Annotated in this window: 20 protein-coding genes; 15 read left to right on the forward strand and 5 right to left on the reverse strand. The window is 61.4% G+C overall.

The genetic code is table 11. The annotated features are described in order from the left end of the window. Positions 1 to 2,098: retention module-containing protein (locus ACODTO_RS09915; RefSeq protein WP_489106357.1), on the reverse strand; the 2,098-nt coding region annotated here is incomplete at its 3' end. Between the two features lie 358 nt (positions 2,099 to 2,456). Here ACODTO_RS09915 and ACODTO_RS09920 point away from each other — a divergent pair. From ACODTO_RS09920 to ACODTO_RS09965, 10 genes are all read left to right on the forward strand, one after another. Then, complete coding sequence (locus ACODTO_RS09920) at positions 2,457 to 3,806, forward strand: TolC family outer membrane protein (protein ID WP_139646139.1); 1,350 nt, start codon at positions 2,457 to 2,459, stop codon at positions 3,804 to 3,806. 37 nt (positions 3,807 to 3,843) lie between these two features. Then, positions 3,844 to 6,000 (forward strand): type I secretion system permease/ATPase, encoded by a 2,157-nt coding sequence (locus tag ACODTO_RS09925; protein WP_175384548.1) that lies wholly within the window; start codon positions 3,844 to 3,846, stop codon positions 5,998 to 6,000. After that, positions 5,990 to 7,357 (forward strand): HlyD family type I secretion periplasmic adaptor subunit, encoded by a 1,368-nt coding sequence (locus tag ACODTO_RS09930; RefSeq protein WP_139646144.1) that lies wholly within the window; start codon positions 5,990 to 5,992, stop codon positions 7,355 to 7,357. The genes ACODTO_RS09925 and ACODTO_RS09930 overlap by 11 nt, the downstream gene beginning before the upstream one ends. A 354-nt stretch (positions 7,358 to 7,711) precedes the next feature. Beyond that, positions 7,712 to 8,617 (forward strand): TauD/TfdA dioxygenase family protein, encoded by a 906-nt coding sequence (locus ACODTO_RS09935; protein ID WP_464710099.1) that lies wholly within the window; start codon positions 7,712 to 7,714, stop codon positions 8,615 to 8,617. Positions 8,618 to 8,653: 36 nt separating this feature from the next. Continuing rightward, positions 8,654 to 9,679 carry an ABC transporter substrate-binding protein gene (locus ACODTO_RS09940; protein WP_139646147.1) on the forward strand — a complete coding sequence of 342 codons (1,026 nt, stop codon included), beginning with the start codon at positions 8,654 to 8,656 and terminating at the stop codon, positions 9,677 to 9,679. A 5-nt stretch (positions 9,680 to 9,684) separates the two neighbouring features. Beyond that, positions 9,685 to 10,545, forward strand: coding sequence for an ABC transporter ATP-binding protein (locus tag ACODTO_RS09945; RefSeq protein ID WP_489106358.1), 861 nt, complete (start codon positions 9,685 to 9,687; stop codon positions 10,543 to 10,545). Between the two features lie 12 nt (positions 10,546 to 10,557). After that, positions 10,558 to 11,424, forward strand: coding sequence for an ABC transporter permease (locus ACODTO_RS09950; protein ID WP_175384551.1), 867 nt, complete (start codon positions 10,558 to 10,560; stop codon positions 11,422 to 11,424). Positions 11,425 to 11,654: 230 nt separating this feature from the next. Continuing rightward, on the forward strand, positions 11,655 to 12,143 hold the full coding sequence (locus ACODTO_RS09955) for a cell division protein (protein ID WP_139646153.1): 489 nt from the start codon (positions 11,655 to 11,657) through the stop codon (positions 12,141 to 12,143). After that, a complete protein-coding gene (locus tag ACODTO_RS09960) occupies positions 12,136 to 13,578 on the forward strand; it encodes a TIGR01777 family oxidoreductase (protein ID WP_175361994.1) in 1,443 nt (480 codons plus the stop codon). The genes ACODTO_RS09955 and ACODTO_RS09960 overlap by 8 nt, the downstream gene beginning before the upstream one ends. 9 nt (positions 13,579 to 13,587) lie before the next feature. Beyond that, the gene (locus ACODTO_RS09965; protein ID WP_489106359.1) at positions 13,588 to 16,023 is read left to right on the forward strand and encodes a PEP-utilizing enzyme; all 2,436 of its coding nucleotides are present in this window, start codon (positions 13,588 to 13,590) and stop codon (positions 16,021 to 16,023) included. A 17-nt stretch (positions 16,024 to 16,040) separates the two neighbouring features. Here the strand turns inward: ACODTO_RS09965 and ACODTO_RS09970 are convergent, their stop codons facing one another. Continuing rightward, the gene (locus ACODTO_RS09970) at positions 16,041 to 16,730 is read right to left on the reverse strand and encodes an NYN domain-containing protein (protein ID WP_139646159.1); all 690 of its coding nucleotides are present in this window, start codon (positions 16,728 to 16,730) and stop codon (positions 16,041 to 16,043) included. 478 nt (positions 16,731 to 17,208) lie between these two features. On the opposite strand from ACODTO_RS09970, the gene ACODTO_RS09975 reads away from it, so the two are divergent. Genes ACODTO_RS09975 through ACODTO_RS09990 form a run of 4 tightly spaced genes read left to right on the forward strand, consistent with a single transcriptional unit; the run spans position 17,209 to position 21,903 of the window. Further along, a complete protein-coding gene (locus ACODTO_RS09975; RefSeq protein ID WP_139646161.1) occupies positions 17,209 to 17,988 on the forward strand; it encodes an efflux RND transporter periplasmic adaptor subunit in 780 nt (259 codons plus the stop codon). Next, positions 17,985 to 19,304: an efflux RND transporter periplasmic adaptor subunit gene (locus ACODTO_RS09980; protein WP_489106360.1), complete on the forward strand. Its 1,320-nt coding sequence runs from the start codon at positions 17,985 to 17,987 to the stop codon at positions 19,302 to 19,304. The genes ACODTO_RS09975 and ACODTO_RS09980 overlap by 4 nt, the downstream gene beginning before the upstream one ends. A 1-nt stretch (position 19,305) precedes the next feature. After that, positions 19,306 to 21,402, forward strand: coding sequence for an efflux RND transporter periplasmic adaptor subunit (locus tag ACODTO_RS09985; protein WP_489106361.1), 2,097 nt, complete (start codon positions 19,306 to 19,308; stop codon positions 21,400 to 21,402). Between the two features lie 9 nt (positions 21,403 to 21,411). Further along, positions 21,412 to 21,903: a GNAT family N-acetyltransferase gene (locus ACODTO_RS09990; protein WP_175384556.1), complete on the forward strand. Its 492-nt coding sequence runs from the start codon at positions 21,412 to 21,414 to the stop codon at positions 21,901 to 21,903. A 152-nt stretch (positions 21,904 to 22,055) separates the two neighbouring features. On the opposite strand, the gene ACODTO_RS09995 is transcribed toward ACODTO_RS09990, so the two are convergent. The 3 genes from ACODTO_RS09995 to ACODTO_RS10005 all read right to left on the reverse strand — a co-directional run bounded on the left by ACODTO_RS09995 (position 22,056) and on the right by ACODTO_RS10005 (position 23,870). Beyond that, positions 22,056 to 22,643 (reverse strand): phage tail protein, encoded by a 588-nt coding sequence (locus tag ACODTO_RS09995; protein ID WP_139646169.1) that lies wholly within the window; start codon positions 22,641 to 22,643, stop codon positions 22,056 to 22,058. A 281-nt stretch (positions 22,644 to 22,924) separates the two neighbouring features. Then, positions 22,925 to 23,236, reverse strand: coding sequence for a DUF6916 family protein (locus ACODTO_RS10000; protein ID WP_139646170.1), 312 nt, complete (start codon positions 23,234 to 23,236; stop codon positions 22,925 to 22,927). Between the two features lie 46 nt (positions 23,237 to 23,282). Next, complete coding sequence (locus ACODTO_RS10005) at positions 23,283 to 23,870, reverse strand: phage tail protein (protein ID WP_139646172.1); 588 nt, start codon at positions 23,868 to 23,870, stop codon at positions 23,283 to 23,285. A 288-nt stretch (positions 23,871 to 24,158) separates the two neighbouring features. Here ACODTO_RS10005 and ACODTO_RS10010 point away from each other — a divergent pair, with 288 nt between their 5' ends. After that, the gene (locus ACODTO_RS10010) at positions 24,159 to 24,995 is read left to right on the forward strand and encodes a sulfotransferase family protein (RefSeq protein ID WP_047700034.1); all 837 of its coding nucleotides are present in this window, start codon (positions 24,159 to 24,161) and stop codon (positions 24,993 to 24,995) included. Positions 24,996 to 25,021 lie beyond the last annotated feature (26 nt).

Consider the following 25,021-nt stretch of genomic DNA (forward strand, 5'->3'; position numbering starts at 1 on the left):
GCGTCGCGGTATAGGTGATCTGGCCGCCTTCGGTGATGGTTTCGCTGGCGCTCAGAGTCAGGCCAGTGTTATCCACCGAATCAGTGATCGTGGTAACCGCAGGTGTCGTGTCTGGAACCAGGTTTTCGAAGTTGCCGCCGGTGGCACCGGTGATGGTAGTGCTGACGGTACTGCCGTTGTTGTAGACGTCGTTGGCTAGTGTCTCGACATTGACGCTGCCGGTGGTTTCGCCCGCTGCGATGGTGATGACCGAGCCGTTGCTCAAGGTGACGGTCACTGGCGTTTGAGCCGCATTGGTCAGCGTTGCGGTGTAAACAATCGAACCACCTTCGGTGATGCCTTCGCTGGCGCTCAGGGTCAAACCAGTGGTGTCCACCGAGTCAGTAATGGTGGTAACCGCAGGCGTGGTGCTCGGCACCAGATTCTCGAAGTTGCCACCAGTCGCACCGGTAATGGTGGTGCTGATGGTGCTGCCGTTGTTGTAGACGTCGTTGGCTAGTGTCTCGACATTGACGCTGCCTGTGGTTTCGCCCGCTGCGATGGTGATGACCGAGCCGTTGCTCAAGGTCACGGTCACTGGCGTCTGCGCTGCGTTGGTCAGGGTCGCTGTGTAAACAATCGAACCGCCTTCAGTGATGTTCTCGCTGGCGCTCAAGGTCAGGCCAGTGGTGTCCACCGAGTCGGTAATGGTAGTGACGGCTGGCGTGGTGCTTGGCACCAGGTTTTCGAAGTTGCCGCCGGTTGCGCCGGTGATGGTGGTGCTGACGGTGCCGCCATTGTTGTAGACGTCGTTGGTTGGCGTCTCGACATTGACGGTACCCGTAGTTTGACCGGCAGCGATGGTGATAACCGAGCCATTGCTCAAGGTTACAGTGACTGGGGTCTGGGCCGGATTGGTCAGCGTGGCGGTATAGGTGATCTGGCCGCCTTCGGTGATGTTGTTGGTGGCGCTCAGGGTCAGGCCAGTGGTGTCTACCGAATCAGTGATCGTGGTGACCGCAGGCGCGGTGCTCGGCACCAGGTTTTCGAAGTTGCCACCGGTCGCACCGGTGATGGTGGTGCTGACGGTACTGCCGTTGTTGTAGACGTCGTTGGTCGGAGTGTCGACGGCAACGGTGCCGGAGGTCTGGCCCGCAGCGATGGTAATGACCGAGCCATTGCTCAAGGTCACGGTCACTGGGGTCTGTGCCGGGTTGGTCAATGTCGCGGTGTAGGTGATCTGCCCCCCTTCGGTCACCGTCTCGCCTGCGGTCAGGGTGACATTGGTGGTGTCGATGGTGTCGGTGATCTGGGTCACGGCTGGCGTGGTGGGCAGGGTCACGGCGATACCGCTGCCACCGGTGGTGCCGGTCACGGTCACGCTGATCTGGCTTGGGTCGTTGTAGACGGTGTCGTTCGGTGCCAGTGGGACGTTGACGCTGCCGGTGGTTTGTCCGGCGGAAATCACGATCACCGAGCCATTGGACAGGGTTACCGTCAGGTCGGTCAGGGGCGCCTGAGTAACGGTCGCGGTATAGACCAGCACGCCACCGGCCTCGGTCAGGGTCGGGGTGGCGCTCAGCGTCAGCGTTGAATTGATCAGGGTGTTGGCAGTGGTATTGGCGTTGGCATTGGTGGCCAGGCCGGTGATGTTGTTATTCGCGGCGTTGGTCGCGCCCAGGCCTTCAGTTGGGAAACCGACAGTCGGGTCGACGCTGCCGGCCGTGGCATCCAGCACGACAACGCTGTGGCCGCCACCGGCGGAACCACCGGTACTCGTTTCGCCCGCTCCGGCGGCGGTGGCTTCGAGGGCTGTAGTCGGGTCGACACCGGCTGCGATGGCCTGCTGCAGTTCTTCCACCGACGGCGCGGCCTGGGCAGTGGCCTGTTCGAGATCAGTGGATGAGTCTGGAGTGTTGGCGCTCCACTGGGTGTCTCGGCCCAGATCGAGGGTGCGGCCATCGGCCAGGTCCAACGTGACGGAGCCGGCAGGACCGGTGTCCAACTGATCGCCTGTAAACAGACGATCACCTTCAATGAGCACGCGCCGGATACCCTCCGGGGACACGGCGAAAACCTGACCGACAATGCTTTTGACGACGGCAATAACGCTGCTCATTGATGACTCTCCGGATGCCACGTTCAGTAAACTTCCATGGGCCCGCAAGCTGTGGATAGCGGCGGTCTGGACGTTTTGGCTTTACTTGATAAGGTTATTTGACGCTTTGATATGTCAATAATTTGGCTTAAATTCTTGGGATTTTTGTTTTCGCCAAACTATTGACCTTCCTCTGGGCATCCTAAACAATTGTATCGGTCATGTCACATTGATATTTAAGTGGCGGCTTGTTCTTTCGCTGCAAGATTCAGTACCTGCTTCGAACTTTCCGACATACGGTAATTCCGGTTGCCATCATACGATGCAGCGCCTCGTTTCGCTGTGATCCAAGACAAGCGTTTCAGGAAGAAAAAACACCATGCGTTCGCATTTGTTAATGGCTTTACCCTTCGCTCTCGCTGCCAGTTTCGTGCAGGCACAAACCTTGCCGCAGGCTATGCAACAGGCCCTGGACGTACATCCTGAAATCCAGGCTGGAGTGAACAGCCGCCTGGCAGCGGACTATCAACTCAAGGCGGCCAAGGGCGGTTACCTGCCCCGGGTAGACGTGGCGGCGGGGTATGGTCGCGAAGGCACCGACAGTGTCACGACCCGGTCGGGCAGTAACAATCATTGGGAAACCCTGAATCGCGGCGAGTCGAGCCTGCGTGTGACACAAATGGTTTTTGACGGTTTTGCGACGTCCAGTGAAGTGGGGCGTCAACAAGCCACCGTTAATGCCCGCGCCTATTCGCTGCTCGATACCTCCGAGCGCACCGGCCTGACCGTGGCCCAGGTTTATCTGGATGTGCTGACCCGGCGCGAGTTCGTACGCCTGGCCGAGGAGAACCTCAAGAGCCACGAGCGCATCTTCGATCAGATCAAACTGCGTACCGAGCGCGGCGTGGGCAACCGTGCCGACCACGATCAGGCCGAAGCACGCGTGGCCCAGGCCCGCAACAACCTGATCACCGAGCAGACCAATCTGGCCGACGCCGAGACCAACTACCTCAGTGCCGTGGGCCAGTTGCCTGACCAACTGGAACGCCCCGCCGATTTTATGGCGCTGCTGCCGGCCAACCTGACGGAAGCTCGTGCCCAGATGCTGGAAAACAGCCCGGTACTGCGTTCGGCCGAGGCGGACATCGTCGCTACCGAGAAACAGTACGAAGCCGCCAAGTCGAGCTTCTACCCACGCTTCGACGCCGAACTGGGTCGCACCGCTGACAACGACCTGGACGGCCAGGACGGTCACAACAACGAATGGCAGGCCATGCTGCGCATGCGTTTCAACCTGTATGCCGGCGGCAGCAACAAGGCGGATCTGGAGTCCAAGTCCTACCTGTCCAACCAGGCCCTGGACATCCGTAACAACGCCTTGCGTCAACTGACCGAAGAACTGGGCCTGGCCTGGAACGCTCTCAACAATGCCAATGCCCAAGTACCGATTGCCCAGCAATACGTGGACCGCAGCGCCAGCGTGCGTAACGCCTACCAGAAGCAGTTCAGCCTCGGCGAGCGGACCCTGCTCGACTTGCTCGATAGCGAAAACGAGCTGTTCAGTGCTTCCCGGCGGTTGGCGGAAATCAAGAACGTGCAGTTGTTCACTCAGTATCGGATCAAGGCAACCATGGGCGAGCTGCTCAAAAGTCAGGGGGTAGTCGCGCCGTTGGCATCCGTTGTGCAGAATGACGTGAAACCCAAGGTCCAGTTGCCTGGGATGAATTGAATCATCCATCCAGTTTGATCAGTAAAGAGTGCAGAGCGTGGAATCAGAAGTCAGTCGAGTCGAACTAGTCCATGACCCGCGCACGCTGCATGACGACCCGTTGCTGGACGGGTTGCTGGCGCTCTGCATGCTGCATCAGAAACCGGCCAGCGCGGCGATGCTCACCACCGGGCTGCCGCTGCCCAAGCAACGGCTGAGCGTCGAATTATTGTCGCGCGCTGCCGCCCGGGCCGGCTTGCAAGGCCGGGTGCTGCAACGCCGGCTCGAGCAGATCCCGACCATTGCCATGCCGGCCTTGTTGCTGCTCAAGGACGGTCGCAGTGCGGTGTTGCTGGGCTGGGTCGGTGACGATCAGGCGCGGCTGCTGCTCAGCGAAAGCGACGGCGGAGAAGTGACGGTCAGTCGTGAACTGCTGGCCGACGACTACAGCGGCAAGGTCTTCTTCGCCCAGCCCCAGCACAAATTCGATGTGAACCACGGCACGCTTATTCCCCGGGCGCGCTCGTGGTTTCGCGATACCCTCAAGCGTTCCCGTTGGCTGTACGCCGATGCGATTGCCGCGAGCCTGCTGATCAACATCATCGCCATGGCTGCGCCGCTGTTCGTGATGAACGTCTACGACCGAGTCGTGCCAAACCAGGCCGAGTCGACCTTGTGGGTATTGGCCATCGGCATCACCGGTGCCTATCTGTTCGACCTGATCCTGAAAATGTTGCGCAGCCTGTGCCTGGACCTGGCGGGCAAGAAAACCGACCTGATCATTTCCGCCACGCTGTTCGAGCGTATCGTCGGCATGGCGATGAAGTACCGTCCGGCGCGGGTCGGCAGCTTTGCCCAGAACATCCATGAATTCCAGAGCCTGCGAGACTTCCTCGCCTCGCTGACCCTTACCAGCCTGATCGACCTGCCGTTTACCTTGTTGATCTTCATGGTCATCGCGATTATCGGCGGACACCTGGTGTGGATTCCGGTGCTGGCGTTCCCGATCGCCCTGCTGATCGGCTACGCATTGCAGAAGCCCCTGGTGGCGACCATGGAGCGGACCATGGCCTTGGGCGCCGAGCGCCAGTCCAGCCTGATCGAGACCCTGGCCGGCCTGGATGCGGTGAAGGTCAATAACGCCGAGAGCGAGCGTCAATACCAGTGGGAGCAGACTATCGGCACCCTCAGCCGTCTCGAGCTGCGGGTAAAAATGCTGTCCGGGCTGGCGATGAACATCACCTTGCTGATCCAGCAACTGGCGGGCGTGATCATGATCGTCTTCGGTGTCTACCTGATCATCGCCGGTAACTTGAGTATGGGTGGGCTGGTTGCCTGCTACATGCTCAGTGGCCGTGCCCTCAGCCCGCTGGCGTCGCTGTCGGGCCTGCTGACCCGTTACCAGCAGGCGCGGGTGACCATGACCTCCGTCGATCAGATGATGGAGCTGCCCCAGGAGCGCAATTTCGAAGAGCGTCCGTTGAGCCGCAAGGTCCTGCAGGGTGCCATCGAATGCCGGCAATTGAATTTCACCTACCCGAACCAACAGAACCCCGCGCTGAAGAACATCAACCTGGTCATCAAGCCTGGTGAGAAAATCGGCATCATCGGCCGTAGTGGTTCGGGCAAGAGCTCCCTGGCGAAGTTGTTGGTGGGCCTTTACCAGCCGGACGATGGTGCCTTGTTGGTGGATGGCGTGGACATTCGTCAGATCGATGTCAGCGAGTTGCGCTACAACGTCGGTTACGTCCCCCAGGACATCCAACTGCTGGCCGGCACCCTGCGGGACAACCTGACCTCAGGCGCCCGTTATGTCGAAGACGAGTTGGTGCTCCAGGCCGCCGAACTGGCGGGTGTGCATGAGTTCGCGCGCCTGCATCCCCAGGGCTATGAATTGCAAGTCGGCGAGCGCGGGCAAAACTTGTCCGGCGGTCAGCGCCAGAACGTTGCCCTGGCCCGTGCGCTGCTGCTCAACCCACCGATCCTGCTGCTGGACGAACCCACCAGCGCCATGGACAACACCGGTGAGGAGCGCCTCAAGCAGCGCCTTGCCTCCGTGGTGGAAAACAAGACCGTGTTGCTGGTGACGCACCGGGCATCCTTGCTGTCGCTGGTGGATCGCCTGCTTGTGATCGACCGCGGGCAAGTCCTGGCCGACGGCCCGAAAGCTGCCGTGATGGAAGCGTTGAAGAAGGGGCAGATCAGTGTTGCTTAAGTCGGGTATCAAGGATTCCGTGGGCCGTTATTTCAAAGGCTCCGCTTCGCTTAGTGGACAACCCCTGCCGGAGGTGAACAAGGCCCTGATCGAAGACGCACCACGAGTGGTGCGCCTGACGATCTGGGGCATCATCGCGTTCTTTGTGTTCCTGGTGCTGTGGGCCAACTTCGCCGTGGTCGACGAAGTGACCAAGGGCGACGGCAAGGCGATTCCGTCGTCCAAGATCCAGAAGATCCAGAACCTGGAGGGCGGCATCGTCGCCGAGTTGTTCATCAAGGAAGGGCAGATTGTCGAGGCCGGTGCGCCTTTGATTCGGCTGGACGACACACGGTTCGTCTCAAATGTGGGGGAAACCGAGGCGGATCGCCTGTCCATGCTGTTGCGGGTCGAACGATTGAGTGCCGAGGTCGACGACCGGCCGCTGAACTTCCCGGCCGACGTGCTCAAGGCTGTGCCGGGCCAGGCCGCCAGTGAAGAGTCGCTGTACATCAGCCGTCGCCAGCAATTGCACGATGAAATCGGTGGGTTGCAGGAGCAACTGGTGCAGCGCCAGCAGGAGTTGCGCGAGTTCATTTCGAAGCAGGCGCAGTACCGTTCCGGCCTGGCGTTGCAACGCCAGGAAATCAACATGTCTGAACCGTTGGTGGCTCAGGGCGCGGTATCACCGGTGGAAGTGCTGCGGCTCAAGCGTGCTGAAGTCGAGACCCGCGGGCAACTGGATGCCACGACGCTGGCGATTCCTCGCGCCGAATCGGCGATCAAGGAAGTGCAACGCAAGATCGACGAGACCCGCGGCAAGTTCCGCAGCGAAGCGCTGACCCAGCTCAACGAGGCGCGCACCGACCTGAACAAGGCCCAGGCGACTGGCAAGGCTCTGGAAGACCGCGTAAGCCGCACGCTGGTAACGTCGCCCGTGCGGGGTATCGTCAACAAAATGCTGGTGAACACCATCGGTGGCGTGATCCAGCCTGGCAGTGACCTGGTGGAGATCGTGCCGCTGGACGATACCATCCTGGTGGAAGCGAAAATCCGTCCCCAGGACATCGCCTTCCTGCACCCTGGCCAGGACGCCACGGTGAAATTCACCGCGTATGACTACACCATCTACGGTGGGCTGAAGGCCAAGCTGGAACAGATCGGCGCCGACACCATCACCGACGAAGACAAGAAAACCACCTACTACATCATCAAGCTGCGCACCGAGCGCAGCCACCTGGGCACCGATGACAAACCGCTGCTGATCATCCCGGGCATGGTGGCCTCGGTGGACATCATCACCGGCAAGAAAACCGTGCTCAGCTACCTGCTCAAGCCCATCATCAAGGCCCGGGCCGAGGCGTTGCACGAGCGGTAGAGACGAGCAATCGAGGCCGCCCCGTCCCCTGTGGCGAGGGGATTTATCCCCGCTGGGCTGCGAAGCGGCCCCAAACCAAGCAACTCAATCTGCCTGATACGCCAGGGTGCATGGCTTCAGGGCTGCTGCGCAGCCCAGCGGGGATAAATCCCCTCGCCACAGGGACAGGTGAAAACTCCAGGCCATATCGTTATTCACTAACGGTATTTAAATTTAGATTCTTATACCGATAAAGTCATACCCCTGCGTACCTGCCGACCAATCGGCGCGCCGCACGACACGAACCCATACGGCCATGCCGTGAGTTTTTGATCGAGGCGCGCCCATGAAGCGCGCTGTGCGTAGGAGTGATGTATGCCAGCCGTTTCTTATTCCTCGGATTTTCCAAGCGTCGAGAATATCGCGCCGCAAAGCTTCGAAATTCGCCCGTTCAACGGCGCCGTTGGCGCCGAGATCATTGGCCTGGACCTGTCCCGACCGCTCAATGACCAGGATTTCGCCCGTATCCATCGGGCGCACTTGGACCATCACGTCGTGGTGTTCCGTGATCAACGCATTACCCCTGAACAGCACATCGCCTTCAGCCGCCGTTTTGGCGTGCTGCAGATTCATGTGCTCAAGCAGTTCCTGTTGGCCGGGCATCCCGAAATTCTCATCGTTTCCAACATCATCGAGAACGGCCAGTCCATCGGTCTGGGCGACGCCGGGAAGTTCTGGCATTCCGACCTTTCCTATAAACAACTGCCCAGCCTGGGGTCGATGCTCCACGCGCAGGAGTTGCCGAGCGAAGGTGGCGATACGCTGTTCGCTGACATGCACAAGGCCTGGGATGGCTTGCCCGGGGCGTTGCGCAAAGCCGTGGAAGGCCGTTCGGCGGCGCACTCCTATACCGCGCGCTACAGCGAAAGCAAATTCGAAGGCAACTGGCGACCGAAGCTGACACCGGAGCAACTGGCCCAGGTCGCCGAGGTGGTTCACCCGATCGTGCGCACCCATCCGGAAACCGGGCGCAAGGCGTTGTTCGTCAGTGAAGGCTTCACCACCCGCATCGTCGGTTTGCCGGAGGACGAAAGCAAAGCGCTGCTGGCCGAGTTGTACGCACACAGCGTGTTGCCCCGGAATATCTATCGCCATCAATGGCAGCCCCACGACCTGGTGTTCTGGGACAACCGCTCGCTGATCCATCTGGCCGCCGGTTGCCCGAGTCATCTGCGTCGCAAGCTGTACCGCACCACCATCCAGGGCGACGCCCCTTTCTGATTGGCTGCCCACGCGCATAGCGCCCGGAGAATCAACATGTCCAAACGCATTGCTTTTGCGCCGCTGGCCGCTGCCGTCGGCCTGGGATTCAGCCTGTTGGCCGGTAGCCTGGTGGCACCCTCCAGCGCCCGCGCCGAGGGTGAGATTCGTATCGCGGAGCAGTTCGGCATCGTGTACCTGCTGCTGAACGTGGTCCGTGACCAGCAGTTGATCGAGAAACACGGCAAGCAGGAAGGCATCGACATCAAGGTCGACTGGACCCAGTTGTCTGGCGGCGCGGCGGTCAACGATGCGTTACTGTCGGGCTCCATCGACATTGCTGGCGCCGGGGTCGGCCCATTGCTGACCATCTGGGACCGCACCCGCGGCAAGCAGAACGTCAAGGCGGTGGCTTCTCTGGGCAACTTTCCTTATTACCTGTTGAGCAACAACCCCAAGGTCAAGACCATCGCCGACTTCACCGAGCAGGATCGTATCGCGGTGCCGGCGGTAGGTGTTTCGGTGCAGTCACGTTTCCTGCAGTACGCCGCCGCGAAGCAATGGGGCGACAAGGAATTCAATCGCCTGGACAAGTACACCCTGGCCGTTCCACACCCGGACGCGACGGCGGCTTTGATCGCTGGCGGCACGGAGTTGACCGGACATTTCTCCAACCCGCCGTTCCAGGACCAGGCGCTGCAAACCCCGGGCGTTCATGTGGTGCTCAATTCCTATGATGTGTTGGGGCCGAACTCCCCCACAGTGTTGTTCGCCACCGAGAAGTTTCGCGATGAGAACCCGAAAACCTACAAGGCGTTCGTCGAGGCGCTGACCGAAGCGGCCGAGTTTGCCCAGAAGGACAAAGGCGCGGCGGCGGATACCTACCTGCGGGTGACCCAGGCCAAGATCGATCGGGCGACGCTGCTGAAGATCATCGATAACCCGCAGATCGAATTCACGGTCACGCCGAAGAACACCTACCCGCTGGCCGAATTCCTGTACCGCGTTGGCGCGATCAAGAACAAGCCGGCCTCCTGGGAGGATTATTTCTTCCAGGACGCCAAGCCATTGCAGGGGAGTTGATCGCCATGACCGCGCTATTGCAAGGCCACGCGGCCAGCAACCCCGCTCGCACCGATACCCCGTTGTTGTCAGTGGATAACGTCAGCCTGGAGTACCGCACCTCCCAACGCGTGGTGCGGGCCACCCATCGAGTCAGCTTCGACGTCGATCCGGCGGACCGCTTCGTGCTGCTCGGCCCGTCGGGTTGTGGCAAGTCCACATTGCTCAAGGCCATCGGCGGTTTCATCGCACCGCAGGAAGGCGAGATCCGCCTGCAAGGAGAAGCCGTCAACGCACCAGGGCCCGACCGGGTCGTGGTGTTCCAGGAATTCGATCAGTTGCCGCCCTGGAAAACCGTCAAGCAGAACGTAATGTTCGCACTCCTGGCCTCGCGCACCCTCAAGCGTGCCGAGGCCGAAGAGCGGGCGTTGCATTACCTGGACAAGGTCGGGTTGGGGGCCTTTGTCGATGCCTATCCGCACACGTTGTCGGGTGGCATGAAGGCCCGTGTCGCCATCGCCCGGGCACTCGCGATGCAACCGAAAATCCTCTTGATGGACGAGCCCTTCGCCGCCCTCGATGCCCTGACCCGACGCAAGATGCAGGAGGAACTGCTGCTGCTCTGGGAAGAGGTGCGCTTCACACTGCTGTTCGTCACTCACTCCATCGAAGAAGCGTTGGTGGTGGGCAATCGTATCCTGCTGCTCTCACCGCATCCGGGGCGGGTAAGGGCGGAGATCCACAGCCATCAATTCGACCTGCATAGCCTGGGTGGCGTGGCATTCCAGCAGACGGCCCGGCGGATTCATCGGTTGCTGTTCGAGCAAGGCTCAGGGCCCGACACCGAACGGGAACTGGATTTTGCCGACATTCGTATCGCGTATTGAGAGGGGCGACCCATGAGCCGTTTATCGCCTGTGCGCGAAGAATATGAAGTTGACCTGCAACCCCTGACCCACCTGCCGCTGGAACGGGAGTTACCCCTGGGCCAGCGTCTCTGGCAGCAGGGTTGGCTGCGCAAGAGCTTGATCCTCGTGCTGCTGGCGCTGTTATGGGAGGGGCTGGCCCGCTACCAGAACAATGACTTGTTGCTGCCGGGTTTCCTGCAAACCGCCAGTGCTTTGTACGAAGGGCTGCGCAGTGGCGAACTGTTGGGCAAGGTCTGGATTTCCCTGGCGGTGCTGCTCAAGGGATATCTGCTGGGCATCGCCCTGGCGTTTGGCCTGACGACCCTGGCGGTGTCGACGCGGTTGGGGCGGGACCTGCTCAGCACCCTCACGTCGATGTTCAATCCATTGCCAGCCATCGCCTTGCTGCCGCTGGCATTGTTGTGGTTCGGCCTGGGGCAGAACAGCCTGATCTTCGTGTTGGTGCATTCGGTGCTGTGGGCGTTGGCGCTGAATATGTACGCGGGCTTTCTCGGCGTGTCCGAAACCTTGCGCATGGCGGGGCGCAATTATGGGCTCAAGGGTCTGCGCTTCGTGCTGTTCATCCTGATTCCCGCAGCGCTGCCGTCGATCCTCGCGGGGTTGAAAATCGGCTGGGCCTTTGCCTGGCGTACGTTGATCGCCGCTGAACTGGTGTTCGGCGCCACCAGCGGTAAGGGCGGCCTGGGTTGGTACATCTTCCAGAACCGTAACGAGCTATACACCGACAAGGTCTTTGCCGGGTTGGCGGTGGTGATCCTGATCGGCTTGATGGTGGAGAACCTGGTGTTCGACAACCTGGAGCGGGTGACGGTGAAGCGTTGGGGGATGCAGCGTTGATGGAAGGGCTGTCATGATGTTCAGGTAAGCGGTTGTCTGGGCGGACGCCATCGCGAGCAGGCTCGCTCCCACACAGGGTCTGTGCTGGTCGTGACATTCGCGTCTGCGCCCATTTCCTGTGGGAGCGAGCCTGCTCGCGATGGCGGACTTCAACTCAGCCCAATTAGCCAGGTAAAGCCACTTTCTTTTCCTTTAGACTTGCGGCTCTCAAGCAAGTCTCAGGACACGGAATGCCAGCCCCTCCCAGCTCCCTTCGCAAAGCCCTGGTCGCTTGGCTATACGCCGCTGCCCTCATGCATCTGCTGGTCAGCCTCGTGCTGACCTGGGCAGGGCATGCGGGATTGCTCGACGGCTATCTGCAAACCATCGAACAGGCTTTCTGGTCCGGCGCCGCAGTGCCTTCGGCTGCCCGGGCGCAGCAGGTCTGGTGGCTGGCGCTGTTCGGCGCCACGTTGCAAAGTTATTCGCTGTACATGCTGGCCCTGGTCCATCTCGGTAATCGACTGAGAAGCGCGATGCCTTGGGGGTGGTTGATCGCCGGCATCCTGCTCTGGGCGCCCCAGGACATGCTGCTTTCGGCCCAGGCGCAGGTCTGGTCGCATTTGTGGTTCGACAGCCTTGCCCTGTTTGCATTGCTGCCTCCGCTGTTCTGGCTCTACCGTCACGATCGCCGCAGTCCCCTCGTCGACCACCTGCTAAGTGAGTCAAACCATGCCTGATTTTTCTCTCCTCGACTGGGCCATCGCGTTGTTGATCGCCCAGGCTGTCCTGGGCGCGCTGGATACCCTCTATCACCATGAACTGACCGTCGCGCTGCCCTATCGCCACAGCGCCCGGTTGGAGCTGTCGATCCACGCCCTGCGTTCGTGTTTCTACGGGATTCTGTTCCTGGGCATCGCCCACCTGACCTTCCAGGGAACGTGGGCGATTGTCATCGGGTTGCTGTTCGCCCTGGAGATCGGCCTGACGCTCTGGGATTTCGTGGTCGAGGACCGCAGCCGCAAGCTGCCGGCCATTGAGCGCATCATGCACACGGTGCTGGCGGTCAACGGCGGGGCGTTCTTCGCGCTGTACGGGGTGCAACTGGCGCAATGGGCGAGTTTGCCCACTGGCCTGGGCGCGCTCGATCTGGGCTGGCGCGGCTGGTTGCTGACGCTGTTTGCCGTCGGTGTCAGTGCCTCGGGTATCCGTGACGGGCTGGCGGCGCTGCGCATGCAGCGCCGGGGAAAATCTGGCAATCCGTTCGCGGGCGGTGTCCATCGGCGCGTGTTGGTGACCGGTGGCACCGGGTTTATCGGGGAGGCACTGGTCAATCAGTTGCTCGATGCCGGACACACCGTCAGCGTGTTGGCCCGGGATCCGTTGAAAGCGGCCTATCTGTTCGACGGCCGTGCCCGTTGCCTGCGCTCGCTGAGCAAGCTGGGCCATGACGAAATCTTCGACGTGGTGATCAATCTGGCGGGGGCGCCGGTGGCCGGTCCACGCTGGAGTCCCCGGCGCCAGGCGCAACTGATTGCCAGCCGGGTCCATACCACCGAAGCATTGATCAACTGGCTGAAGAACGCCCGGAACAAGCCGACGCTGTGGGTCCAGGCCTCGGCCATCGGCTTTTATGGCGTGCGTGATGCCAGTGAGAGCCTGGATGAGCGTGCCGCCAAGGGCGATGGTTTCATGGCCGAACTCTGTGCCCGCTGGGAAGCGTCGGCGTTGCCCGCCGTCGAATTGGGCCTGCGTCAGGTGGTGATGCGCCTGGGCGTGGTCTTTGGCCCGGGCGGGGCATTGCTGCCTTTGCTGATTCCATTTCGCCTGGGGTTCGGCGGGCGGATGGGCGATGGTCGGCAGATCATGAGTTGGATACACCGTGACGATGTGATCCAGGTCATCGCCCGGGCCTTCGACGACGAGAGCCTGAACGGCACTTACAACCTGGTAGCGCCGGAGACGGTCAGCCAAGGGGCGTTTGCCGAGCGCGTCGGTAAAGTTCTCAGGCGCCCGGTATGGTTTCACATCCCTGCCGCACCGGTGCGTGCCCTGGCAGGGGAGATGGCCCAGTTGTTTTTCGACGGCCAACGCGTGGTGCCGAGCCGTCTTGCCGAGGCCGGGTACCGGTTCCGTTATCCGACCCTCGACGCTGCCCTGCGCGATCTGGCCTGAGGACCGCTCATGAGCAAGCCTTTGATGTACCTGCTGGCCGGCAACGGCAGCGCCGCCGATTGGTGGGACGATGCATTGCCGCACTTCGAGCGCTACGAAGTGGTGCCACTGGAGCTGCCCGGCTTTGGCAATCATCCTCAAGCGCCGTGCGAAGACCTGGCCGCCTACGCCCAGGCTTTGCTGCAGATGACGGTCAAGGGCAGCGCGATCACGGCGGTAGGGGTGAATGCGTTGTTGGTGCTGCATGCCTTGCAGCGTCAACCAGGGCACTTCTGTCGCAGTGTATTGTTGGCGCCGGTTGGAGCTTTTTTATGGCAGCGCCGTCTGCCGGCATTGATGTCGCCTCTGCCGCTGCGCAAAACCATTCATTGGTTACTGGCAAACCAGCCGACGCTGTTTGCCCGCAAGTTTTCCAACCAGACCTGGACGCCTGCGCAGTACCAGCGCATGGGAGCCGGGTACGCCCGCTGTCGTGCCTTTGTGCCGCACTGGGATCTGGTGCGCGCGGACACCGCGCTGCCACTGCTGGAGTGGATCACCGACCCGGTCGAACTGGTCTGGGGCGACCAGGACAATGTGCTGGGCATCGAGCAGGCCGCGGCGTGGTCAGCGATTCTCGCCCGCGCCGATCTGACCATCAGCCTGAAGCCCGGCTGGGGTCACTATCCCTGGATTGACGCGCCGAGGGAATTCGTCGCGTGGCTGGAGTCAGGCGAGCGAGGGTTCGTCGCCCATACCAAGGGTGGGCGCTTGCGCCTGGCGGCTCTGGCCGGGCAAGCGGTGCCTGCGGCGCTGTCGCTCAACGACTGCCACGATCCGCGCCTGCCGGCGTTCCTCGACAGCCAATCGGACGCTCTCTGGGCGGTGCGCTCCTCCAGTTATGGCGAAGACCAGGCTGATGCGGCGAACGCGGGCCTGAGTACCACCTTCTTGCGAGTATCGACACAGGACGTGCCGGGGCGCGTTGCCGAGTTGAGTGCGACAGGGGTCGAGGAAGTGGTGGTGCAGCGGTTCATCACGCCGCGGCTGTCCGGGATCGCCTTCGTCCGTCACTTGGCCGTCGAACTGGAGTGGGTCGAAGGTCATCTCGAATCGTTGGCCGACGGCCAGGCGAGCCCCGAGCGCGCGATCATTTCGCGCCTGGGGGACGCGTGGAATAGCGACACGTTCAAGCCATCCCACGGCCTGACCGCCGATCAGCTATGGCGCTTCCTGCAAAGCGTGCTGCGGGTTTTCCACTACGTGCCCGGTGACGTTGAGTGGGCTTGGGACGGCAGCCAACTCTGGTTGCTGCAGTACCGGCCGATCAGCGACTACGGCTGGCGTCGACACCTGACTGCCGCCAACATCGCCGAGATCCTGCCGCCGCAACCCAGTGTTCTGGTGGAATACGCCCAGCGCCGTGCTGCGGCGAGCATTCCCGCGATCATGGCGCGCTGGGACTCGCGGATATTGCAGGACAACGAGCCCTTTACCGCGGTGTTTGGCGGTGCTTCATACATCAATAACGACCTGTTTCTCGCGCGCCTGGCGGACTGGGGCATCAGCGCCAGCAACTACGCGGGTGAGGTCGGCGGCGCTACGCCCCATCTGCCTTGGCGACCGCTACGCCTGATCCGTTCGCTGCTGTTGTTCCTGCGCATGCAGCGCATCGCTCGTGGGCATTTGCCAACGTTGGAAAGGGGGTTGCGGCGCTTCGATCGGGAGCTGCTCGAACTGACCGGACAGGGCGTCGACGGGCAGCGATTGGCGGACTGGTTCACCCGTTTCTATGTATTCGTGGTCCAGGGCAACCTGTGCATCGCCACTGCGTTGGCCAGCAGCGGTGGCGACTGGCTGGGACGACCCCCAACCGCCTATGACAACCTGGAGTGCGCCCCGCATCGACTGCCTTGGGAAACCGACCCGGCTACGCCGCGTCCGGCACTGACCGAGTTGCCGTTGCAGGCGTTCCCCCAATGGCCCTTGGCGGTTCGTCTGGCCCATTCGGGCGGTTTGCCAGGGCTGCGCGGCTACTACCTGCAAGTGCGCGAGTGGTACCGCGATAACCTGATGCGGATTTTCTTTCGCCTGCATCACGCCATGCCGGCGTCCGAAAGGGCCCATTGGTTCGCGCCGCATCCGGACATTCGCAGCCGCGAGGGCAGCTTCTGGCAGGATGGTCGCGAGGGCACCGAGCAAGCGAGCGGGTTCCTGATCTACCCGGGACAGGTGCAAGGCATTCTGGGCGACGACATTCTGCTTGAAGAGACCCTGGACCCAGGCCGCCATGCACACTATCAGAACGCCCGGGCGGTGATTGCGCGCATGGGCGGACGCTTGTCCCATGGGTCGACCCTGCTGCGCGAACTGCGCAAACCCTCGGCGGTGCTGCCGCAGGTGAATGCGGCCTGGCTGGGGCGCGAGGTGCTGTATCGGGATGGGGAGTTGACGTTAGTGGAGTAGAAGGGGGCGGGGTGTGACTACCAGTAATCCGGTTTGATGGCGGGGGCCTTGCGGGTGGGCACCCGGTTGGGGAATTGGTGGGCTTGGAGCTCGTCACAAGTGACAACGCGGCGCATCCAGTGAGCGTGCTCTTTTAGGGAGCCGGGAGCAAGGCGCTTGGAGCCGGTTCGGTAGGGGAGCACTACGCCGATCCTGAGGTGAGGAAAGTCTTCTCGAACGGCTCTCAAAGCTGGAGCCATATCGGTGTCGCCGGAAACGAGCACAAGCTGCTCGATACGTCTTCCCCATGGCAACGCCTCTTGTTTGGAGGCTAAGCGATACATGCTGACTGCAATGTGGACGTCCGTTTCCTTTTCTTCAAGTTTCCAGATGGCAACCGTATCCTGGCGTGAGGCACTGATCTTTTTACTGATAAAACGAGGGGCATTGGCGCGTTCGAGCTGATGGCGTCCATAGTGAACAGTAACTTGGCTGGCCTTCAAGGCTCGCACATAAGAGTCCTGAGCTTCTTTGGAAACTATTCCGCGCGTTGCCAGTTCCGGTTTGACGGAGGACGTGAAGTAATCAACGGAAGCCAGTGAGCTCTGAGGATTCTCGACCCGGGCTATGTGTGTCAAAAGCTGCGTCAGGTTCAACCATTTATAAGGCGTGCCGGCGAGCAATCCATAAAAAACGTTATAGCCATCAACGAAAAAAGCGGTACGCACAAACTCAATCCCCAGAGACGAAAAAACCGGCCGAAGCCGGTGTTTTCACCCCAACTGCCAGAGAACCTAATCTCTGCGTACGAGGTTGAGCAGTGGGCAAATCGTAATCCTGGGATGATCCTGCGTCAACCGTGGATGGATAAGCTCCGGCACCGGCACGATTGAGTGTTGCTCGTCTTTATTGTGTGGAGGCAAGGTGTTTCTGAGCCGATTGGTCAAAAGTGTATTTCAGTGGTTTTCCATAAGTATGACGCCGCTTGGAGGTCTGGATAATCCATCACCTATTGCTGATGAGAGTGAGTGGATCTGCCTAAGCTCTTGTGGGATTTGATACCGACCAACGTAAGCAAAAAACCAAGTGCCTTTTGACCTTCTCCCAACCTTTTTGAAACAAGAGATTTCCCAAACCTGACCGCATCTCCCTTGACGCTCCTCACCGCTGTCGTAGACTCCGACCATCCGTCAGGGAGTAGCGGTCATGCAGCGTTTTCGTAGTTGGGTTATGGGATTGGCCTTTGTAACGTGCGCAGCCCAGGCGCAGACGCCTGTGGCAGACGATCCGTTGCTCGAGAGCAATGTGACGGCTGGGGCGGCAGGCGGTAACGAGGCGCGGGGAATACTTAGGGCGCGGGATCAGGCGGTGTTGGCCAGTGAGTTGGCCGGACGTATCGTCGAATTGCCGTTCAGTGAGGGCGAGTCGTTCAAGAAGGGCGATACCCTCGCGCGTTTCGATTGTTCGGCTTATCAGGCCCAGCTCAATGCAGCCCAGGCAGCGAGTCGGGGCGCCAATGAGGAGTTGGCGCATAACCGACAACTGGAAGCATTGAAATCCGTCGGGCGTTTCGAAGTCTCACGGGCCGAGGCTCGGCTCAGCGAAACCCAGGCGCAATCCCAGGTGTATCAGGTCCAGGTCAAGCGCTGCAGTGTGATCGCACCGTTCGATGGGCAGGTGGTGGCGCGCAAGGTCCAGCGTTATGAGAGCGTCGCGGCCGGTGCGCCGTTGCTGGATGTGGTCGACAACCGCACCCTGGAGATCCATCTGCTGGTGCCGTCGCGCTGGATGAGCAGGCTCAAGCCCGGACAGTCCTTTACGTTCACCCCCGACGAAACCGGCCGGCCGCTGCAAGCGACGGTCAAGCGTCTCGGCGCGCGTATTGATGAAGGCAGCCAGACCTTGCTGCTGGTCGCGAGCCTGCCCGACGCCAGTGGCTTGCTGTCCGGCATGAGCGGCACGGCCCGTTTCGCGGAGTCCAAGTGAACGCGCCGGTCATGGGCAGCGTCGAGCAGGTATTTGCGCGCTTTCTCGATCTGGAGCGTCAGACGCGGGCCGCGCGTAACCCGGCGCAACTGAGCTACAGCCTGGTCAATGATGGTCAGGCCCTGTTCGGGTTTCGCCACGCCGCGCTGCTGATCGCCGGCAAGGTGCAGGCGGTGACTGGCGTCAGTGCCGTGGAGCCGAATGCGCCTTTCGTGGCGTTTGTCGAGCAGGCGGTGGCGCAATTGTTCAAGCAAGGCGTGCTGAACCAGGCCCGGGTGATTGCCGCCAATGGGGTGAGCGAAGCCGTACAGGCGGACTGGCGAAGCCTGTCGGCCGCGCAGGTATTCTGGCTGCCGTTGATCGATCACAAGGGGCTGGTCTTCGGTGGCCTGTGGCTGGCCCGCGACCAGCCCTGGACGCCGGCCGAGCAAGTGCTGCTGTCGCAACTGGGCGACACCTACAGCCATGCGTGGCTGGCGTTGCAACCACGCAAACCATGGCGCCTGCGCTGGACGCGCAAGCGCCAGGTCGCACTGGTGGCGGTGCTGTTGCTGGGCTTGCTGGTGCCGGTGCGCCAGTCGGTGCTGGCCCCGGCCGAAGTGGTGCCGCTGGGTGGCCAGGTGGTGGCGGCGCCGCTGGACGGCGTGATCGCCGAATTCATGGTCAAGCCCAATCAGGCCGTCAAGAGCGGTGACCTGTTGCTGCGCTTCGAAAGCACCAGCCTCAAGGCCCAGGCTGACGTGGCCGAGCGCGCGTTGGATGTGGCCGAGGCGGAGCTCAAGGCCAACTCCCAGCGCTCGTTTGCCGACGCCGAGTCGAGTTCCAAGATCGACCTCCTGGCCGCTCGCGTCGAACAGAAACGTGCCGAGCGCAACTATGCCCTCGAGTTGCTCAAGCGCAGTGAAGTCCGTGCCGAACGGGATGGCATCGCGGTGTTTGCCGATGTCGAGCGCTGGCTCGGCAAGCCGGTGCAGACCGGTGAGCGATTGATGGAAATTGCCGACCCCAGCCAGGCTGAGCTGCGCATCGAACTGGCGGTCGGCGATGCGATAACCCTGGCCCCCGGTGCGCAAGTCGCATTGTTTCTCGACAGCGATCCGTTGCAGCGGCATGTGGCCTGGCTCGAGCGTTCGGCCTATGAGGCGCAACCCACCGCCGCCGGACAGCTTGCTTATCGATTGGATGCGCGCTTCGACGCCGCGGCACCGCGCATCGGTTTGCGCGGCACGGCGAAAATATTCGGAGATCGTGCGCCGCTGGCGCTGTACCTGTTGCGTCGGCCACTGGCAGGTCTGCGCCAGAGCGTAGGTCTGTAGCATGGCGCTGCCGAGTCTGCGGCCGGACCTGCAGCTGTCCCCTGCGGCGCCGGACCCTGATGGTTCGCCTCAGTGGACCCTGGCCGATCCGGTGCGCGGGCGTTACTTCAAGCTTGGCGCGGCGGCGATGCGCATGCTGCGACATTGGTCCCTGGGCGACCCGGAACGGGTGCTGCAAGCCGCGAACCGTGAACCGGGCCTGCCCCTCAATGGCGAGTCCCTGGAGCAGTTGCTGGGCTTTCTGCGTGGCCACGATCTGATCAGCGCAATGGACCCGCAACAGCGCGACAGCTATCAATTCAAGACGGCCGCCCGGCGCCAGAGCCTGTGGCAGATCCTGTTGCATCAATACTTGTTTTTCCGGATCCCGCTGTGGCGTCCGGACGCCTTTCTCAACCGCGCCTGGCCCTGGCTGGCACGGTTCGGGCCCAAGATCCTGCGCTATGGACTGCCGCTGACCCTGGGTTCGGGGATTTTCCTGGCGTCACGGGATTGGCAGCGGTTCCTGGCGACTTTTCCACACCTGTTCAGCCTGGGCGGTGCGCTTGCGTTCGGGGTGGCGTTGTTTTTCGCCAAGCTGTGCCATGAGTTCGGCCATGCCTTCATGGCCAAGCGCGCCGGTTGCCGGGTGCAAAGCATGGGCGTGGCGTTCATGGTGCTGTTGCCGATGTTTTATACCGATGTCAGCGACGCCTGGCGGATCAATGATCGGCGGGCCCGGTTGCTGATTGGCGCCGGCGGCGTGCTGGCGGAACTGCTACTGGCGTGCATCGCCCTGCTGGCCTGGTCGTTGTTGTCCGATGGGCCCGCCCGCACCGCCGCATTCATGCTGGCCAGCGCCACCTGGATCACCACGCTGATCATCAACCTGAATCCCTTCATGCGCTTTGACGGGTATTTCCTGCTCAGCGACTTCTGGGCAGTGGATAACCTTCAAGGCCGTGCGTTTGCCCTGTGTCGCTGGCGTTTGCGCGAAGCTTTGTTCGGCTATGGCGTGGCAGCGCCGGAGCCCTGGTCGCCGAAAATGCGTCGCCGCTTGCTCATATGGGGATATGGCTCGTGGTTGTGGCGCGCGGCATTGTTCTTTGGCATCGCCCTGGCGGTCTATCACCTGTTCTTCAAGGTGCTGGGCATTTTCCTGATGATGGTGGAATTGGTCTGGTTCATTTTCATGCCTATCGTGAATGAGTGGCGACAATGGTGGCAGCGTCGCGAGCAGGCCCATGGGCCGCGGGTGCTGCTGACTGGATTGGTCTTGCTGGCGCTGATCCTGGCCTTGCTCTTGCCCTGGCGCAGCGCCGTGGAAGTGCCGGCGATGCTTGAGGCCGGACGTGCCAGTGCCTTGTACGCGCCGGTGGCGGCACGGGTCAGACAGGTGAATGTGCACGATGGGCAGGTGGTGGCCCAGGGCGACGTGTTGATTGAATTGGAGTCGCCGGACATGGCGTCACGCCTGAGCATCGTGCGCCGGGAAATCGAGATCCAGCAATTGCAGATGCGCCGCCGGGCCGGCCGTAGCGAAACCGCCGCCGACGCGGGCATCGTCGAGCAGCAACTGGCCGAAGCCGTCGCCGAGTACCGCGGCCTGGTCGCCCAACGTGAGCGCCTGTTGCTGCGTGCGCCCCATGCCGGCCAGGTGCGTGATCTGCTGCCGCAATTGGCGGTGGGCCGCTGGTTGTCACCCACGCAACCGCTGGTGCGGGTGGTGCAGGCCGATTCCCGCTTGCGCGGCTACCTTACCGAGGCCGAGCTTTGGCGGGTCGGGCCCGGTGCCACGGGGCGATTCATCGCCGATGATCCGATGCACCCTTCGATTGCCGTGCAACTGAATGAAGTCGACACCAATGGCGCCGCCTGGGTTGAGCAGCAGGCGTTGACGTCCGATCACCATGGGCCGATTGCCGTGCGCCGCGATTCGCAACAGCGGGCCGAGCCTGTGCAGGCGCAATATGGCGTGCGCCTGAGCGCCATCGATGACGAAGCTGCGCCGCCGCAACCGCTGCGGGGTGTCGTGGTGTTGCAAGGGCAGGGCGAATCGATATTGGGAGCGGCCTGGCGTCGGTTGGCGGCGCTGGGTGTGAGGGAAAGTGGGTTCTAAGGAGTGCACATGGAGTCAGTAGCGGCAGAGGGACTGGTGGTGCGGCCGTCGCGGGTCAGTGACGGTCCATTCTTGCAGAGTCTTTATCAGGCGGCGCGACCGGATCTGCAATGGATCGATGGCGAGCACGAGCAGGTGCAGCAGGTGATCGCCCAGCAGTTTCAGGTGCAGGAGCAGGGGCTGGGGGACAACTTTCCCAATGCCATGCATTACGTCGTGGAAAAACTGGGTACCGCCATCGGCGCCTTGAGCACCGATTTCGGTCCTAATGAAATTCGCGTGCTGTACCTGGCCTTCATTCCCCAGGCCCGTGGACAGGGTTATGGCCGAACGGTGTTGCAAGGCGTGCAGAAAGCCGCGCAGCAGATCCGCTGCCCGGTGGCGACCGTGGTCTGGACCAGCAACCCTCACGCACGTCGGCATTACCTGGCACTGGGCTTCGAAGTCCAGGAGCGCAACCCGGCGGCAGAGCGGTTGGTCTGGTATCCGAAAGGCGACTGACAGCTCAATATTCCTTAGTGTGTGGGAGGCGTTTGTGTGGGAGCAAAGCTTGCTCGCGATAGCGGCAGACCAGTCAATATTGTTGCTGCCTGACTTGTCGCAGTCGCGAGCAAGCTTTGCTCCCACAGGGCCGCCGCCCTGCGATTGAAAAATCAGTTACGGGATGGGAACAGACCGTTCAGGGCAATGCTGAAGTTGATGACCAGGAACGGGTTCATGATTGCCATCGGCAGGCCGTTGCCCGTAGGGGCTACCGTGCCGCTGACCGTGGTGGTCACGCCTTTCAGCGGTACTGGCGACGCACCTAGCTGGTCGGAATAGATATTCGCCGCACCCGGTCCGGTGCCTGAAGTGCCGATGAAGGAGTTGGTGGCCGTTGGCGCGTTCAGTGGATTGCTGGCCGGGTTCGCCAATTGCAGGGTGGTTGCGGCCGTAATACCCGTAAGGGTGTGGGTGTGATTGGGCAGGTTGTTCAATGTCGCCGTAACGTTTTCGGTACCTGAAGTCTCGCCGATGACACGCGGGGTCAGGCCCAGGCCGTTGCCCTGGCCCAAGGTCTGTCGGCCTTGCAGGTTGGGGAGCATGAAGTTGGTCTGGCCATTGCCTCCGTAGTAGGTGCCGATCAGTGAAAACAGCGCCTGGTATTGCGAAATGCCAAGTGTCTGCCCGCTGCACAGCGCCCAGCCGCTGGGTGCGAAATTAAAGGCAAACGACTGGATAGTGCCCATGAATACTTCCATAGATTCCTCGTCCTTCAGGTTATCGTTCTGGTATCGCCAGGGGGAAAATTGCGTTCAGTTCGACTCCGTCCCTGGTCTGGTTACGCACGGCTGAGCTTAGACGCGGTTGCCGTGCTCTGCCGGGTGGGATTCGTGGATCGGCCACTAGGCCTGTGTGCACCACAAATCCCTTGTGGGAGGGAGCCTGCTCGCGAAAGCGGTGGGTCAGTCGCATTCTTGTCGAATGTGCCGCCACCATCGCGAGCGGGCTCGCTCCCACAGGGTCACTCGGATGGCTCACGCTAGTTGAATGCAATGTAGAAATATCCCACCGTCGGATCCCGTCCCATGGGGGGTATCCGCGACACGAATACGTCTTCGAGTCTGCCCAGCTCGGGCACTTCCAATGAGCACAAGCCGTCCACGAAATCAGTGGCCTGCAAACTATTGAATTCGACGCTGAAGGGCATGCGCTCTGCGTTGGGCATTTTCGCCCGAGGCGCTTGTTCGAGGGTTTCGATCCGCACGGGTAAGCAACTGCCGTCGGGCAGGATCAGGCTGCTGGTCAGGCCCAGCAGTGGTTGGAAATGGTGGCTATGAACTTCTTGCAACATGTCGATACTCCAACGGACCGGAGGACCGTAGTCCTCCGGTGGATCATCAGTTACGGGATGGGAAGTAGCCTTGCAGGGCAATGCTGAAGTTGATCGCCAGGAATGGGTTCATGATTGCCATCGGCAGTCCATTGCCGGTAGGGGCGACCGTACCGCTGACCGTCGTGGTCACACCCTGCAGCGGTACCGGCGAAGCACCTAACTGGTCGGAATAGATATTCGCCGCACCCGGCCCTGTGCCCGAGGTGCCGATGAAGGAGTTGGTGGCCGTTGGCGTATTCACCGGGTTGCTGGCCGGGTTCGCCAGTTGCAGGGTGGTTGCGGCGGTTATACCGGTCAGGGCGTGTGTGTGGTTGGGCAGGTTGTTCAGCGTCGCCGTGACGTTTTCGGTGCCGGAGACGGTGCCGATCACCCGAGGGGTCAGCCCCAGGCCGTTGCCCTGGCCCATGGGCATCCGCCCCTGCAAATTGGGGAGCAGAAAAGTGGTCTGGCCGTCGCCGCCGTACGTCACGCCGATCAGGGCAAACAAGGTCTGGTATTGGGCAAGACTGAGCGTTTGCCCGTTGCACAAGGCCCAGTCCCTGGGGGCAAAGTTGAAAGCGAACGGCTGGATAGTACCGATGAATACTTCCATAGAATCCTCATCCTTCAGGTTGTTGGTCTGTGGTATCTGGCGGATACAACGGGAAAGCTGTGATCACCTGGCCTGGTCACGCACGGCTGAGCGTAGACGGGGTTATTTCGTTCTGCCCAAGGACTGAAAATGGCTGACGCTTGGCTTAATCGATTCAGGTTGAGGGAGGACCTATACCGTCCATCTTTTTTACAGGCTCAGATGTATTTGATATCAAAGTAGTACTAGTCGAGGTTTGTTTCCTCGTCTACTCTTCGGACACAAACGGACTACAAACGGTGATAGGGATTGTCAAAGTTTCACTTTATTTCCGGTCTGCCGCGCTCAGGTTCGACCCTGCTTTCTGCAATTCTTTTGCAGAACCCGCGCTTTCACGCCGGCATGACCAGCCCCGTCGGTACGCTGTTCAGCAGCGTGTTGCAGCAATGCAGTGCCGGCAGCGAATTCGGTTCGGTGATCGACACCGACTTGCGCCGTCGCCTGCTGCGCGGGTTGTTCGACTCCTACTATGCCGACAAGGCCGACAAGCCCGTCATCTTCGACACCAACCGCCAGTGGTGCGCACGTTTGCCCGCGCTGCAGGATCTGTTCCCCCAAGCCAAGACCATCGCCTGCGTGCGCAACGTCGCCTGGGTGCTCGACAGTCTTGAGCGGCTCTACCGCGCCAACCCGTTCGAGAACACCAAGCTGTTCAACGATGATGACGAGCGCAACACCGTCTACAGCCGCTGCGAAACCCTGGCCCAGCGCAACCGTCTCGTGGGGTATGCGTGGACAGCGCTCAAGGAAGCCTATTACGGCGAAAACGCCGAGTCATTGCTGATCGTCGACTATGACCTGTTGAGCCAGGCACCCGAGCGGGTGATGCGGCTGATCTACGAGTTCATCGACGAGCCCTGGTTCGAACACGACTTCAATCATTTGACCTACGACGCACCGGCCTTCGATCTGGCCCTGGGCGTTGCCGGCCTGCACAAGGTCAAACCCAGGGTCGCGCCGCAAGCGCGACGGACCCTGCTGCCGCCGGATCTGTTCGAAAAGTATGCCGAGTTGTCGTTCTGGCGCGATGGGTCTGCCAGCGCCGCCAATGTCATTCGTATGAAAACCGACGCCGCGCTCAGTTGAGCGCGGTTTATTTCATTTGCGTGTTC

Source organism: Pseudomonas sp. FG13 (assembly GCF_057809755.1).